Here is a 13,832-nt window from a genome sequence, read left to right as displayed (position 1 = left end):
CATATACATGTTACTCATAAAACTCCGAATCTTCGGCCTCGCCAAAGCCTGTGCCCCAGAAATAGGGCTCTTCTGTTTCTCGCTCCAGCGAGCCCATGGCCGCGCCGACAAGCTGCGCCGCATTGGCAACCTGAATATCTTCCGGAACCCGCTGCCCATCCGTGATGTAACTGATAGGCAAGGCATTCTGGATACACACGTTAATTACTTCGCCCAGATTCAGACTCTCATCCAACTTTGTAAGTATGCAGCCGCTCAAGGGAATGCGCCGGAAATGGTCAACCGCTTCCTGCATTACCCGACGCTGGGAGGTTGCCGACATCACCAGATAGCTGCGGATCCTCACCTTGGCATTCTTGACCAGAGTATCGAGCTGCTCGGTCAGCCGGATATCCCGCTGCCCCACGCCTGCCGTATCGATCAATACCAGCCGACGGTGGCGGAACTGATAGAGGGCATTGGCCAGCTCTTCGGCATCACGCACCTGACGTACCGGACAGCCCATGATCCGGCCATAAGTCTGTAATTGCTCATGAGCACCGATCCGGTAGTTGTCAGTGGTGATAAGGGCCACCTGCTCGGCACCATACTTCATGGCAAAACGGGCGGCTAATTTGGCGATGGTGGTGGTCTTGCCCACCCCGGTCGGCCCCAGCAGGGCAACGGCGCCCCCCTGACGTAAAATCTCGTCCTCGCTGATCTTGAGCTGAGTCGTCAACACTTCCGCCAACTGGGCCATCGCCTGATGGATGGGCATGTCTTCAGGGATCAGCCCCGCCAGTTGATCGGCAAACGCATCGTCAAAGCCCATCTTTTTGAGCTCCTTGATCAGCAGAGCCCGCATCGGCTCACGTCGCTCAACTTCCTGCCACATCAGACCGGAGATCTGGTGCTCCAGCAATTTGCGGATACTGGCCATCTCCTTGCGCATCCCCTCCATCTCCTGATCCCGCTGAGCAGGTTGAGAAGAACGCTGGGCGGAGGCAACCCGGGCTTTGGGCTTAACAGGTTCCGGGGCGGCACCCCATTGCCCCTGCTCGGCCAATGTTCTGGGCGCTGCATTGGCAGCGGCCAGACCGGCCGATTGGGTATTGCCCATTGGCGCCCCATTGCCCGGCTTGAGCTTCTGCTGGCGCGCCAGCAAGGCTGCCAGGGTATCGGCATAATGTTCGTTCTGTTCCTGAACCTTTGTGGGCTCGGGGCGGGTCATCTGCCGAGCAGCAGACGAAATATTGACACTCTCATCGTTCAGCTGACGGCGAACCGGCGCATCTTTGGGCCCCGGAACCTGGGATTGATAATCGACTGCGGCGACTATCTCTACCCCTCCGGTGACCTTCTTGTTGGACATGATGACAGCGTCAGGCCCGAGCGTCTCCTTGACCTCGGCTAGAGCCGTTCGCATGTCCTTGGCAAAAAACCGCTTAATCTTCACCCATCGTCTCCGCTAACTAGTTCTGCCCTACCGCACTGACGATGCGGATCTGCTTGTCGTCGGGCACTTCCTGATAAGACAGAACACGCAACCCAGGAATGGCATTCTTGACAAATTTTGCCAGGGTATTGCGCAAGATCCCCGATGTCAGAAGCACGGCCGGTTGGCCTTCCAATTCTTGTCGTTGAGTGGCTTCCACCAGCGAGCGCTGCATTCGCTCCGCCAGACCCGGCTCAATACCGGCACCATCACCTCCACCCGCCTGCAGGGATTGATGCAATATACGTTCCAATTCAGGTGCCAATGTTATCACCGGTAGCTCTGGGTCTGGGCCGGCAATCTCCTGCACAATCAGACGACGCAGGGCAATCCGGCAAGCCGCGGTGAGCACTTCCGGATCCGGACTGCGCGGCGCGTATTCAACCAGGGTCTGCAGGATAGTGCGCATATCGCGGATTGGCACCCCTTCATTGAGCAAATTCTGCAATACCTTCACAAGGTTACCCATGCTGATCACTTCCGGCACCAGCCCTTCGACCAACTTGCTCTGGTGTTTGCCAATCATGTCGAGCAGTTGTTGTACCTCGTCATGGCCGAGCAACAGTGAGGCATGGTTGGTCAAGATCTGACTCAAATGGGTGGCAACTACGGTCGCAGTATCCACCACTGTATACCCCAGGGTCTGCGCCTGTGACACCTGCTCCTTGGCTACCCACACTGCTTCAAGTCCAAACGCGGGATCCCGGGTAGCAATCCCCTGAATTTGGCCGAATACCTGCCCCGGGTTGATGGCCATCTCTTTATCATGGTAGACGCTGGCCTCGCCGGTACTGACTCCCATCAAGGTGATGCGATATTGATTTGGTGCCAGATCCAGGTTGTCGCGGATGTGGACGGCAGGCACCAGAAAGCCCAGTTCTTGCGAGAGTTTCTTGCGCACCCCTTTGATCCGGTTGAGCAGTTCGCCCCCCTGATTGCGATCCACCAGCGGGATTAGCTGGTAACCCACTTCCAGCCCGATGATGTCTACCGGCATCACATCGTCCCAGCTCAACTCTTTCTGTTCATGCGATGGCTGGTCAGTACTGGTCGGCATCAACTCGCCGCTGGCTGCTTTGGCTACCGCCAGCTTCTCGCGGCGCAGCAGCCACCAGGCTCCAGCGGCAGCGATCGCCCCCAGACTCAGGAAGGCGAAGTGCGGCATCCCCGGCACCAGTCCCATCATCAGCAGGATACCGGCAGAGATGATCAAGGCCTTGGGATTGTCGAACAGTTGGCCCAATACCGCCGTGCCCATATCCTGATCGGTATTCTGACGGGTCACTATGATGGCGGCGGCGATAGAGAGCAACAGGGAGGGGATCTGCGCCACCAGACCGTCACCTATCGCCAGCAGGGTATAGATCTCGGCAGACTCCCTGAAGGTAAGATGATGCTGCATCATCCCGATGATAAAGCCGCCGATGATGTTGATGAAGAGGATCATGATGCCCGCAATGGCATCCCCTTTGACGAACTTGGAAGCACCATCCATAGAGCCATAGAAGTCCGCTTCCTGGGTCACATCCTGGCGACGCTTCTTCGCCTCTTCCTGGTTGATGAGGCCGGCATTCAAATCGGCATCGATGGCCATCTGTTTGCCCGGCATCGCATCCAGAGTAAAACGGGCGCTCACTTCCGCGATCCGCCCGGCCCCCTTGGTGATAACCACAAAGTTGATGATCATCAGGATAGTAAAGACGATGATGCCGACTGCATAGTTACCGCCGATCACCACATTACCGAATGCCTCGATCACATGGCCTGCCGCTGCACTGCCATTGTGACCTTCCAGCAACACCACCCGGGTCGAGGCCACGTTCAATGCCAGCCGCAGCAAGGTGGCCAGCAGCAATACGGTCGGGAAAGCAGCAAATTCGAGGGGGCGCCGGGTATAGACGGATACCAGCAGCACCACGATAGAGAGCGCAATGTTGAAGGAGAAGAGCACATCCAGCATCAGTGGCGGGATGGGCAACACCACCATGCCGAGCGCGGCCAATACCAGCAGAGGGGTACCAAGGCCTTTGCTCAATACTCCCCGAGACTGTTTTAACTGGCCCAATACTGCCTTGAATTCCATCGCTCTTCTCAATGTCAACCTGCTGGTGCCAGATTAAAGCAAACATTAAGCCAATAATGCAACACATTGAAATACAATGAATTTATTTTGACAACGTCAGAACTTTGTCATTTGCGATATTCGGTCGGAATGGGCAGATCTTTAGCCAGCGGCTGAGGACGGCGCCCCTGGCCACGGCGGAATTTCTTGAGCTGGAAGACATAGGCCAGAACCTGGGCAACCGCCGCAAACAACCCTTCCGGGATCTCGTGGCCCAACTCGGTAGAGTGGTAGATAGCCCGGGTCAAGGCCGGTGACGGCATGATGGGTATCTCGTATTCTCTAGCTATCTCCCTGATCTTCATTGCAATTTCATCAGTTCCCTTGGCCAAGACCTTGGGCGCGGCACCGGGTTTGCCCGCATCATACTTGAGCGCTACCGAGTAGTGAGTCGGGTTGGTGATCACCACATCAGCCTTGGGTACATCCCCCATCATCCGGCGCATCGCCATCTGCATCTGCAACTGGCGGATCTTGCCCTTTACCTCGGGTTTACCCTCGCTATCCTTGAACTCGTCCTTCACCTCCTGCTTGGTCATCTTGAGCTGACGCATATGGTTCCATTTTTGGAACGGCACATCGATGGCCACAATAGGCAACAGGGCACAGCAAAGAATGATCAGCATCCACAAAAAAAGGTCGAGGGCATCTATAATCCCGCCGGGGAATCCCTCCATGGAGAGGTTGAGCAGATGATCAAACTGGCTGGAGAGCATCCACCAGGCAAACAGGGTGATGAACACCACCTTGGCGATGGACTTGACAAGCTCAATCAGTGACTGCACCCCAAACATCCGCTTGAACCCGCTGATGGGGCTCATCTTGCTGAATTTCGGCATCATTGCTTCAGTGGAGAAGTTCATCCCCCCCATCAGGATATTGCCGATAAAAGCTGCAATAGCGACCAGAGCGAATAGCAATCCGAGCGGAAACACCAGTTCCCCCAGCAGCGCCGGCACCATGGCAACCATGGCATTGGGATCGAAAGCCTGCTCTCTGTTCAGCGTGAAGCCCATGGTCACCACCTTGAGCATGGCGCTCGCCAGGTAACCCTTGATAAACAGCAGGCCAAATACGGCTGACAACAGCACACTGGCTGTTCCCAGCTCCTTTGAACGTGCAATCTGCCCTTTTTCACGGGCCTGTTGCAGTCGTTTGCCCGTGGGTTGTTCGGTACGTTCCTGGTCGGTATCAGCCATTGACACCTCCGAAACATTGGGTGTCAATCAGCTCGCAACTGACCTCCTGCACCCGCTCCCACAAGGTGTCGAAATGGCCGAGGAACCCGCCGATCGTAAGCCAGAGGATAAGCAAACCCGACATCATGCTGACGGCAAAACCGATACTGAAAATATTGAGCTGGGGGGCTGCCCGGGTCATCACGCCAAAAGCGAAGTTGATAAGCAACAGCGCCACGATGGCAGAGAGGGCCATCACCAGCGAGGCCTGATACATGACCCCCAGGAACGCGCTCAGGGTTTGCATAGAAGAGAGTGACAGACCGCTATCGGAGATGGGTAGCGTCTCAAAACTGAGGATAACCAGGCGTAGCATCACCAGATGACCATCAAGCGCCAGAAATACCAGAGTCGCCAGCATCAGATAAAACTGACCGACCACAGGGGCCGACTGGCCATTCATCGGATCCACCAGGGTGGCAAAACCCAGACTGGTTTGCATGGCTATCACCTGCCCCGCCATCACGAAGCTTTCCATCAGAAACTGGGTCATCAACCCCAGCGCAATACCGATCAGCAGCTGCTGGCCCAAGACCAGAAAACTGCCGGCAGAGAAGAGCTCCACTGGGGGCATGGGAGGGAGCAGAGGAGCAACCAGAAACGTCACGGCTACCGCCAGCCCCAACCTGATCCGAGCGGCGACCAGCCGGCTGCCAAATACCGCCATCACCATGAAAAGGCTGCTTATTCTAGCCAGTGGCCAGAGAATGGACGACAACCACTCCATGATCAGAGCGGTGGTATAGGTCACCCCACCACCTCGGGAATTTGATTGACCATCAGGATGAAGAAGTCCATCAGACTCTGCATTCCCCAGTGAGCACCAATCCCTAGGGCCAAAAGGGTCACGATGAGACGGGGCAGAAAGCTCAAGGTCTGTTCGTTGATGGAGGTGGCGGCCTGAAAGATGGCTACCACCAACCCGATAGCAAGGCTGGGCAGGATCACGGCGCTGACCATGATATTGACCAGCCAGAGCGCCTCACGAAATACATCGACAAAGGTTTCTGGACTCATGTTCGGGCTCCTTGCATGGGACCGGTTAACCGGCACCCAGTCCGAAACTGTTGGCCAGCGAACCCAGGATCAGGTTCCAGCCATCCACCATCACAAACAGCATCAGTTTGAAAGGCAACGAGACGATCATCGGCGAGAGCATCATCATCCCCATCGCCATCAAGATACTGGCGACCACCAGATCGATGACCAGAAACGGCAAGAACAGCATAAAGCCAATCTGGAAGGCTGTTTTCAGTTCGCTGGTGACAAAGGCCGGGATCAGCACCCGCAGCGGCACATCGGCAGGCTTCTCCACCTGCACGTTGGCGATCTCCATAAAAGTATTGAGATCCTTGATCCGGGTCTGGGCCAGCATGAACTGGTGGATGGGCAATTCAGCCCGTTCCAGCGCCTCCTTGGCCTCAATGGTTTCGGCCAGATAGGGCTGCAGTGCCTCGTCATTTATGCGATCCAGCACAGGCGACATGATGAAGAACGACATGAACAGGGCGATGCCGATCAACACCTGGTTGGAGGGGCTCTGTTGCAGACCGATCGCCTGACGCAAGATACCCAACACTATGATGATACGGGTAAACGAGGTCATCATGATGACCATTGCCGGCAGGAATGAAAGTGCCGTCATCAACGCCAGCACCTGCAGGGTCAGGCTGTACTCCTGAGAGCCATCCCCCATGGTCTTGACGGTCACTGCCGACATGCCGTCCTGCGCCAACGCAGGCCAGGCGCAAAGCAGCGAAATCAACAGGCTGGCCAGCAATCCGCTTTGCCACAACAAGCCGTTAGTTTTTTTCATGTTTGCCCATCAACTTACCCAGCTGCTGGGAAAATGCCTGCGGCTGCTGTTCGTCCAGCGGCTCCTCCAGCCGATAGAGAAAGTTGACCTGCTGCGGCGTTACGCCGACCAGCAGCTGCTGCTCACCCACCTTGACCACCAGCAGCTTCTCTTTGTAACCCACCGGCAACGAGGCGATGACCCGCATCTGGCCGCCCCCCATGGCGGTTGCCAGCTTGCTCTTCTTGAGCAGAAAGCCCAGCACCAGAATGAGACCAATCACCATCAGACTGGAGAGCAACCAGGAGCTCAGACTAGGCACGTTGGCAGATGCCGCTGTCTCGGCAAAGGCCGGAACAGGCATCAATAACAACAGGAGGCGCATCATTTAAGCTTCTTGATCCGTTCAATCTGGCTGATGACGTCGGTCAGGCGAATACCGAACTTGTCGTTCACCACCACCACCTCGCCGTGAGCGATCAGGGTACCGTTAACCAGCACGTCGAGGGGCTCGCCCGCCACCCTATCCAGCTCCACGACCGAGCCCTGGTTGAGCTGCAGCAGGTTACGAATGCTAATCTGGCTGCGACCGACCTCCATCGAGATGGTGACCGGAATATCCAGAATGGTGTCAAGCTTGCGCCGCTCCTCGGCACTGATAGGGGCATCGTCCTTGAGCTCTTCCAGCGGGGCCGGTTTGGCTTCCGCCGTCACCTGCTCCTCCAGTGCTGCCGCCCAGGCATCAGCCATCAGATCCTCTTCCTCTGTTCCGCTCATCTTGTTTCCTTATGCCACTTCGTGACGATCAATAACTGCAAACCGTCGATTAACGCTGTTGTTCTTCGATGCTGCGCTCAAGCTCTTCAAGCTCGGCCTCACCATCGATACGTACACCACCCCGGGTCACCAGATGCATCTCGGTCTTGACCCCTTCCGGGCGCTTGAGCTTGTCGGTGATCTTGAGTGCCACATTCTCCTTGGTCCGCCCCATCTTGGCATGGAAGGTGGGCAAATCTTCCACGTAGACCAGCAAATGTTCGGGCATGTCGACCGGAATAATATCTCCCGGCTGCAGCTCCATCAGTTCACGCAGAGTGAGTTCGGTCTCCAGCAGTTTGGCCCTCAACTCGACCTTTACATCCATGATCTCGTCACGAAGTGCCTTGCTCCAGCGCACGTCTGTGTCACCCTTGTCACTCTGTACACCGGCATCGAGCAGTTCACGGATCGGCTCCAGCATGGAGTAGGGCATGGCCACGTGGAAATCGCCGCCGCCACCATCGAGTTCGATGTGAAACGAGCTCACCACAATCACTTCGGTCGGGCTGACGATGTTGGCCATCGCCGGGTTCACTTCAGAGTCGAGATACTCGAACCCTACGTCCATCACCGGCGCCCAGGCATCCTTGTAATCCTCAAACACCAGTTTGAGCAGCATCTGGATGATCCGTCGCTCGGTCGGCGTGAACTCGCGCCCCTCAATCTTGGCGTGGTAGCGCCCGTCACCACCGAAGAAGTTCTCCACCAGGATGAAAACCAGTCGTGCCTCCATGGTGATGAGTGCGGTTCCTTTCAATGGCCGGAAACGCACCATATTGAGGCTGGTCGGCACGAACAGGGTGTGAACATACTCACCAAACTTCAGCATCTGCACCCCGTTGATGGAGACCTCGGCGGTACGACGCATCATGTTGAACAGGCTGATCCGCATGTGGCGAGCAAAACGTTCGTTCACCAGCTCCAGGGTCGGCATCCGGCCACGGACGATGCGGTCCTGGGAGGAGAAGTCAAACTGGGCAACGCCGGGGTCTCCGGCGCCGCCTATCTCTTCCTCTTCGACATCATCGACACCGTGCAAGAGGGCATCAATTTCGTCCTGACTTAACAGATCGCTCACGCTTCACCTACTGCATTACAAAGCCGGTAAACAGCACTTGTTCGATAACGGGGGAAGAGACCAGGTCCTTAAGCACCCGACGGCACTCTTCCAGTGAATCCTTGCGCAGCTTCTCCTTGCCTTCAAAGGTCATCAGCTGTTCGGCACTGGCTGCACTGAACACCCGCAGCAAGGTGCCTTCAATCAGGGGGATATTCTGTTTGGCCAGCGTTTCGTCGGCGGTGCCGCGCACCATCAGCTGGATCTTGATCTGCACCAGTCGATCCCGCTGGGCTCCCGCGACGTTGAAGACAAAGGGGCGCGGCATCCCGACATAAAGGGATGGCTGGGGTGCTTCCACCTTGGGTTTGGCCTCGGCGCCCTCCGCCGCTTCGGCAGGGGGGGTATCCGAGCCGGACAGCATAAGCCAGGCGCCAGCTCCACCACCGCCCAGCAAAATGACCGCCAGGGCAATGATAATAATCAGCTTCTTTTTCTTGCCCGCAGCCGGGTCTTTTAGCGTCAATTCGTTATCGTCAGCCATCCCTTGTCCACCCTAGTCTCAAACTTGTTCGATATCATAAACTTACTCGGGATTGCATCAAGCATAGAAATCTATTCCTGAACCGTTTGTCGATTCCACCGACAAATTGGGGTTGGTCGTAGTGACCTCCCCGTCAAGATGGCTATGACCGGAGTGTCCCTCTCCTGATTGTCCCTGCCCGGCAAACGCCGACTGACCCTGCTGTTGTTGCTGCGGTGACTGTTGTGACTGCTGCTGCACCTGGGTCTGGCCAAGCTGGATCCCCTGCCCCGCCAGCATTTCACGCAGACGGGGCATCGCCTGCTCCAGCATCTCACGGGTCTGTCCGTGCTGGACTACAAAATGGACGCTCGCCTGGCTGGATGCGTCGATCTGGATCTTGATCTTCATCTTGCCAAGGCCGATGGGGTCTAGCTGAAGCTCGGCCTGCTGCAGCTTGTCGGCCAGCATCAGGTTTACCTTCTGGTGCAATTCGGCGGGTGCTTCCTGACTAGACAGTTTCAAATGGGGTAAATTCTGCGGTTCACGGCGCAACGTGCCCTCAGCGGCGGGCGCCCGGCTGTCGGCCACCTGGGGCTGAGGCTGGCTGTTCTGGCCATGCTGTACAGTCTGGCTCTGGCTGCTCTCGCTGCTCGATGTCGTAGCGACAAGACTCTTCTCAGACTCACCGGCCTTCGGTTTTACCTCAAGCGAAACCGCTTTGCGCACCTCGTCGGTGCCCGTCACTTCCATCTGCCTGATCCCGGCTGAAATGCTCGACAGCGGTGCTTGCGGCCCCTGAGATTCGGCCTGCGCCAACACCTGCTGCGGCGCCACCATCACGGGTGCGGCAGCGCTATCGGTCTGAGTCGTCACATTTGGCGTCACGCTGCTCTGGGCTGTGGCACTTTGCACTGTCGTCACTTGCGCCGCACCTGGATTGGAGGATGTGGTTGTCGCTGCCTGCTGTCCCCCCTCGGCGCTACTCTTATCAGCTCCCTTGCCAGCCCCATTAGCGATGCTCTCTACGGCAGTAGAAGTGGTTGAGCTACCCGCATCTGGTTGTTTGCCCCCCTCACCGAATGCCTTGAGCACCGCCCCCTGAGTCGCGGCTTGAGCAGCTTGTCCCTTGCCGGTCACGACGCTGCTGGCAGCGGGGTCGGATTTGCTGTCATCTCCCTCTTTCACTGCGGGTGACTCACCACTATTTGCCGCATTGGCGGACGCCTCAACCGGCAACACCCTGGCCAGTTGGGCCATCCGCTCAGCCCCCGTAAGGGGCTTGGTGAGCTTGCCATCTGCCCCGAGAGTTTCACCCTTGGCAGAGACTTTCTCCCCGGGCTGACCATCTTGGGTGGCGGCGGCATCCTTCCCCTCAGAAGTGTTGGGAGCGGAGGACAGTACGGCGGTCGAGGCGTCGCCCTGCTCAATCACTCCTCCTGCAGAGAGTGAAACCGGAGTTTCAAGGGATGATTTACCAGTCGTAGCCAGAAGCGACTGCGCCCCGGACTGATCGGCAAGTTGGCGTACAGTCCTGACAGTTGCAGGGGACTGCTCGCTTTCATCAAGCGCAATCCCCTCCAGCGCACCCTCTTGCGGCAACGGATTGCCGTCTGCCGCAGTGGCGCTCTGTTGGGCCGCCACCGCCAGTTGGGGTGTCACTAGCGAGGTATCGAGCTTGAGGGAGTCTTGCAGACGGAGCAGAAAGTCGGTGGCAGGGAGCTCCTCCGCCTTGTTGTCGGCGCCAGGCTCCTGCTCCTTGCTGGCCTCCTCTTTGGGAGAGGCGCCCTCGGTCGCCAAAGATTTGGCTGAACGGACATTTTTATCGCCCTGAGTAGCCTCGGCGGCGCCCTGTTCGCTGTTCCGGGCCTTGGCAATCAGAGTGGCGAAATCACCCTTGCTGTCGCGCCCCCCCAGATCGATGCCATTGCTCTCGACTGAGCTGCTCAGAGGCGCTTTGTCCAATCCGTTGGCCGCAGCCGAAGGCGTTTGTGTCAACACTGTCTGCATCATGATGGCATCCCTGAATTCTGGCGGCCCCCTACGAGATGGCCGCCGACAATGTCCAGATCAAAGCAAGTTACAGGCCAGATTGATGAAAACGCCGCAACATGGCGTACTCATCCAGCATCTTCTGCTCCTGACGCAGAGCTTTCTGCTGCTCGCGGCTCGCCTGCTTCTCCAGCAACAGCTCTACCGCCTTGCGTCGCTGCTGGGCAGCCAGCCACTCTCCACGACGTTGCTCCAGCGCCTGACGCACCTGCAGCACCCCTTCGTATTGCTGGGTCGCCGCCTGCTCAAGCTTGTTGATAAAGGCGTGATACTGGCTGTTTTGCTGGGGCGAAATCCCTTGTAAACCGCGATCGGTCCACTGCTGGTGGTAGATCTGGCGGTACTGGTTGAGGGCATTTTGCTGATCCATAAACAGCTTGAGATCCTGCTGCGCCTTCACCAGCGCCAGCGCACACTGCTGCTCTGCCTCAGCCAGCCGCTCTGCCAACAATAGCAACCCTTTACTCATAGTCGCCCCCTCTCTTCCCAACCGTCATCAACGCATCAAGGGCATCGCCACCATCTGCAAGGCTTGCAGGCCATCATCGTAGTGAATGACCTCGCGCATCCCCTGCTGCAAGAACTGATCCAGGTAGGGTTTTTGAATGATGGCGCGGTCGATGCGGGGGTCGGAACCCTGACTGTAGGCACCGATGGTGATGAGATCCCGGTTCTGCTGATAGAGGGAGTAAAACTGCTTGAGGGTGCGCGCCAACTCCATGTGCTCAGGTGAAGTGACCATGGGCATGACCCGGCTGATGGATTTCTCGATGTCAATGGCCGGATAGTGGCCTGCATCGGCCAGATCGCGCGACAGAACTATGTGGCCATCGAGGATCGCCCGCGCCGCATCGGCAATGGGATCTTGCAGGTCATCCCCCTCGGTCAGTACGGTGAAGAAGGCGGTGATGGAGCCCTGGCCGTCGCTGCCGTTACCAGCCCGCTCTACCAGCGCCGGTAATTTGGCAAATACCGACGGTGGATAGCCCTTGGTCGCTGGCGGCTCGCCCACCGCCAGTGCGATTTCCCGCTGAGCCTGAGCGTAACGGGTCAGCGAATCCATCAAGAGCAGCACATTGAGCCCCTGATCGCGAAAATACTCGGCAATGGCCAGCGCCGTTTCACACCCCTTGAGCCGCATCAGCGGCGAAGCATCGGCGGGAGCGGCCACCACCACGGAGCGGGCTCGCCCTTCCTCTCCCAAAATGTCCTCGATAAACTCTTTCACCTCACGGCCCCGTTCACCGATGAGGCCGACCACCACCACATCCGCCACCGAGCCACGGGTCATCATACCCAGCAGCACGGATTTACCGACACCGGAACCGGCAAACAGCCCCATCCGCTGGCCCTGACCCACCGTCAGCACGGCGTTGATGGCGCGCACCCCCACGTCCATCGGCTGATGGATCGGGCGACGAGAGAGCGGGTTGATGCGATGCTGGGCAAACTGCACGGTCTGGGAGGAGAAAATGGGGCCGAGCCCATCGAGTGGCTGGCCGATGCCGTCGATGACCCGACCGAGAAGATTCATACCGACCGGAATACCATGCTCTTCGGTGATGGGCACCACCCGAGCACCGGGAATGACCCCCTTGAGCTGCTCGCTCGGCATAAGATAGAGGCGATCGCCCGAGAACCCCACCACTTCGGCCTCCAGCGTCCCATCCAGGGTATCGATGCGACACAAGGCTCCGATGGCGGCACGGCAGCCGATGGCTTCGAGGGTCAGCCCCACCACCCGGGTCAATTTGCCGGCAACCGGCGGTTTGGGGGCGCTGTCGCGTACCTTGTACCCTTGCAACCGGTTCAGTAGCGAGCCGCTCATCTGGCCTCCTGAGAGCTAAAAAGTGCAGCCGGACGGTAACGTCCGGCATCGGTTATGGGCGTGGATCCTGCGAGGCCGGTTTCTGCGACGCATTGTCCCGCAAGAAGTTGCGCAGCAGCTGATCGATGCGCCCGGAGAGGGTCAGATCGATGCTGGAGAGCTCGGTGACCAGTTGCAGATCGCCGGGGGAGAGGGTGGGATCACTCTGCAGTCGCCAGTGCCGCTTGGCGCACTCGTCGGCGCCAAATGCCTGCTCGATTCGCGTGATGTCATCGGGATGCAGCATCAGAGTCACCCCCTGCTCGGCGGCAGGCAGCAACGCCAGCCCCTCCTTGAGCGCCTCCAGCAGGATGCGGGGCGAGGTCTCTGCTTCATGGCGAATGAGCGCGCGGGCCAGTTGCATCACCAGCGAGACCAGTTGCTGCTCTACCGCCAGATCCAGCGCGCTCAGGGGATTGGCAAGGCGTGCGGCGAGACCCTGCCAGTGGGCGATCTCCTGCTCCACCAGATCGCGCCCCATGGCCAGCCCCTCCTCGCGCCCCTGTTCGAGACCTGCAGCATGACCCTGTTGCAATCCTTCCAGCTTGCCCTCTTCGAGCCCCTTGGCAAAACCGGCCTCGCGCCCTTCGGTCAGTCCCTCTTCCCAGGCGGCCTGACGGATCGCTTCGAGCTCTTCGGCGGTGATGCTGGGGGTCGGCTCCTGCTCGGGTTCCGGCTCCACCACCTCCTCTTCCTGCTGATACCAGTCAGGTGCAAGACCGAGCGCATTGGTCTCGGCCTCAGCCACCACGTCCATTTCGGGCCAGCCCCAGGCCTCTACCCGGGTCTCTTCCCCTTCAGGCCGCACATAACCACGCAGCTTGTTGTTCATCTATTCGCGCCGCTCCTTGCCAAGACAACATACTGGGCGGCAGACAGGTTACA

The 13,832-nt window shown here is 58.2% G+C and carries 14 protein-coding genes; all 14 read right to left on the bottom strand.

The genetic code is table 11. The annotated features are described in order from the left end of the window. Positions 1-10: 10 nt before the first annotated feature. Positions 11-1,435, bottom strand: coding sequence for a flagellar biosynthesis protein FlhF (gene flhF / locus G5315_RS10465; RefSeq protein WP_421332994.1), 1,425 nt, complete (start codon positions 1,433-1,435; stop codon positions 11-13). Between the two features lie 16 nt (positions 1,436-1,451). Continuing rightward, complete coding sequence (flhA, locus tag G5315_RS10460) at positions 1,452-3,557, bottom strand: flagellar biosynthesis protein FlhA (RefSeq protein WP_216951806.1); 2,106 nt, start codon at positions 3,555-3,557, stop codon at positions 1,452-1,454. A 107-nt stretch (positions 3,558-3,664) separates the two neighbouring features. Then, on the bottom strand, positions 3,665-4,795 hold the full coding sequence (gene flhB, locus G5315_RS10455; protein ID WP_421262954.1) for a flagellar biosynthesis protein FlhB: 1,131 nt from the start codon (positions 4,793-4,795) through the stop codon (positions 3,665-3,667). Next, entirely contained in the window at positions 4,788-5,585 is a 798-nt protein-coding gene (fliR, locus tag G5315_RS10450; RefSeq protein WP_216951808.1) for a flagellar biosynthetic protein FliR, read from the bottom strand. The genes flhB and fliR overlap by 8 nt, the downstream gene beginning before the upstream one ends. Further along, the gene (fliQ, locus tag G5315_RS10445) at positions 5,582-5,851 is read right to left on the bottom strand and encodes a flagellar biosynthesis protein FliQ (protein WP_005334727.1); all 270 of its coding nucleotides are present in this window, start codon (positions 5,849-5,851) and stop codon (positions 5,582-5,584) included. Before fliQ ends, fliR begins: the two co-directional genes overlap by 4 nt. 25 nt (positions 5,852-5,876) lie before the next feature. Further along, complete coding sequence (fliP, locus tag G5315_RS10440) at positions 5,877-6,650, bottom strand: flagellar type III secretion system pore protein FliP (RefSeq protein WP_421209533.1); 774 nt, start codon at positions 6,648-6,650, stop codon at positions 5,877-5,879. Then, entirely contained in the window at positions 6,637-7,017 is a 381-nt protein-coding gene (gene fliO / locus G5315_RS10435) for a flagellar biosynthetic protein FliO (RefSeq protein ID WP_421332993.1), read from the bottom strand. The genes fliP and fliO overlap by 14 nt, the downstream gene beginning before the upstream one ends. Then, positions 7,014-7,406, bottom strand: a complete 393-nt coding sequence (fliN, locus tag G5315_RS10430; protein ID WP_005343964.1) for a flagellar motor switch protein FliN — start codon at positions 7,404-7,406, stop codon at positions 7,014-7,016. Before fliN ends, fliO begins: the two co-directional genes overlap by 4 nt. A gap of 49 nt (positions 7,407-7,455) precedes the next feature. Beyond that, complete coding sequence (gene fliM, locus G5315_RS10425) at positions 7,456-8,526, bottom strand: flagellar motor switch protein FliM (RefSeq protein WP_005343961.1); 1,071 nt, start codon at positions 8,524-8,526, stop codon at positions 7,456-7,458. Between the two features lie 7 nt (positions 8,527-8,533). Next, positions 8,534-9,049: a flagellar basal body-associated protein FliL gene (fliL, locus tag G5315_RS10420; protein WP_227341088.1), complete on the bottom strand. Its 516-nt coding sequence runs from the start codon at positions 9,047-9,049 to the stop codon at positions 8,534-8,536. 57 nt (positions 9,050-9,106) lie between these two features. Beyond that, complete coding sequence (locus G5315_RS10415) at positions 9,107-11,041, bottom strand: flagellar hook-length control protein FliK (protein WP_421222781.1); 1,935 nt, start codon at positions 11,039-11,041, stop codon at positions 9,107-9,109. A 67-nt stretch (positions 11,042-11,108) separates the two neighbouring features. Continuing rightward, a complete protein-coding gene (gene fliJ / locus G5315_RS10410; RefSeq protein WP_216951813.1) occupies positions 11,109-11,549 on the bottom strand; it encodes a flagellar export protein FliJ in 441 nt (146 codons plus the stop codon). A 27-nt stretch (positions 11,550-11,576) separates the two neighbouring features. Beyond that, complete coding sequence (gene fliI / locus G5315_RS10405; RefSeq protein ID WP_421254383.1) at positions 11,577-12,908, bottom strand: flagellar protein export ATPase FliI; 1,332 nt, start codon at positions 12,906-12,908, stop codon at positions 11,577-11,579. Between the two features lie 52 nt (positions 12,909-12,960). Continuing rightward, positions 12,961-13,779 carry a flagellar assembly protein FliH gene (gene fliH, locus G5315_RS10400; RefSeq protein WP_216951815.1) on the bottom strand — a complete coding sequence of 273 codons (819 nt, stop codon included), beginning with the start codon at positions 13,777-13,779 and terminating at the stop codon, positions 12,961-12,963. Positions 13,780-13,832 lie beyond the last annotated feature (53 nt).

Source organism: Aeromonas sp. 603607 (assembly GCF_049171595.1).
GTDB classification, from domain to species: domain Bacteria; phylum Pseudomonadota; class Gammaproteobacteria; order Enterobacterales; family Aeromonadaceae; genus Aeromonas; species Aeromonas veronii.
The sequence above is the reverse complement of the archived record's forward strand: the minus strand, read 5'-3'. Positions and strand labels throughout refer to the sequence as shown.

What these genes read in the sequence shown, in the direction of transcription:
- flhA (WP_216951806.1), bottom strand. Translation starts at nt 3,557, where the DNA reads ATGGAATTCAAGGCAGTATTGGGCCAGTTAAAACAGTCTCGGGGAGTA.
- flhB (WP_421262954.1), bottom strand. Translation starts at nt 4,795, where the DNA reads ATGGCTGATACCGACCAGGAACGTACCGAACAACCCACGGGCAAACGA.
- fliQ (WP_005334727.1), bottom strand. Translation starts at nt 5,851, where the DNA reads ATGAGTCCAGAAACCTTTGTCGATGTATTTCGTGAGGCGCTCTGGCTG.
- fliP (WP_421209533.1), bottom strand. Translation starts at nt 6,650, where the DNA reads ATGAAAAAAACTAACGGCTTGTTGTGGCAAAGCGGATTGCTGGCCAGC.
- fliO (WP_421332993.1), bottom strand. Translation starts at nt 7,017, where the DNA reads ATGATGCGCCTCCTGTTGTTATTGATGCCTGTTCCGGCCTTTGCCGAG.
- fliN (WP_005343964.1), bottom strand. Translation starts at nt 7,406, where the DNA reads ATGAGCGGAACAGAGGAAGAGGATCTGATGGCTGATGCCTGGGCGGCA.
- fliL (WP_227341088.1), bottom strand. Translation starts at nt 9,049, where the DNA reads ATGGCTGACGATAACGAATTGACGCTAAAAGACCCGGCTGCGGGCAAG.
- G5315_RS10415 (WP_421222781.1), bottom strand. Translation starts at nt 11,041, where the DNA reads ATGATGCAGACAGTGTTGACACAAACGCCTTCGGCTGCGGCCAACGGA.
- fliJ (WP_216951813.1), bottom strand. Translation starts at nt 11,549, where the DNA reads ATGAGTAAAGGGTTGCTATTGTTGGCAGAGCGGCTGGCTGAGGCAGAG.
- fliI (WP_421254383.1), bottom strand. Translation starts at nt 12,908, where the DNA reads ATGAGCGGCTCGCTACTGAACCGGTTGCAAGGGTACAAGGTACGCGAC.
- fliH (WP_216951815.1), bottom strand. Translation starts at nt 13,779, where the DNA reads ATGAACAACAAGCTGCGTGGTTATGTGCGGCCTGAAGGGGAAGAGACC.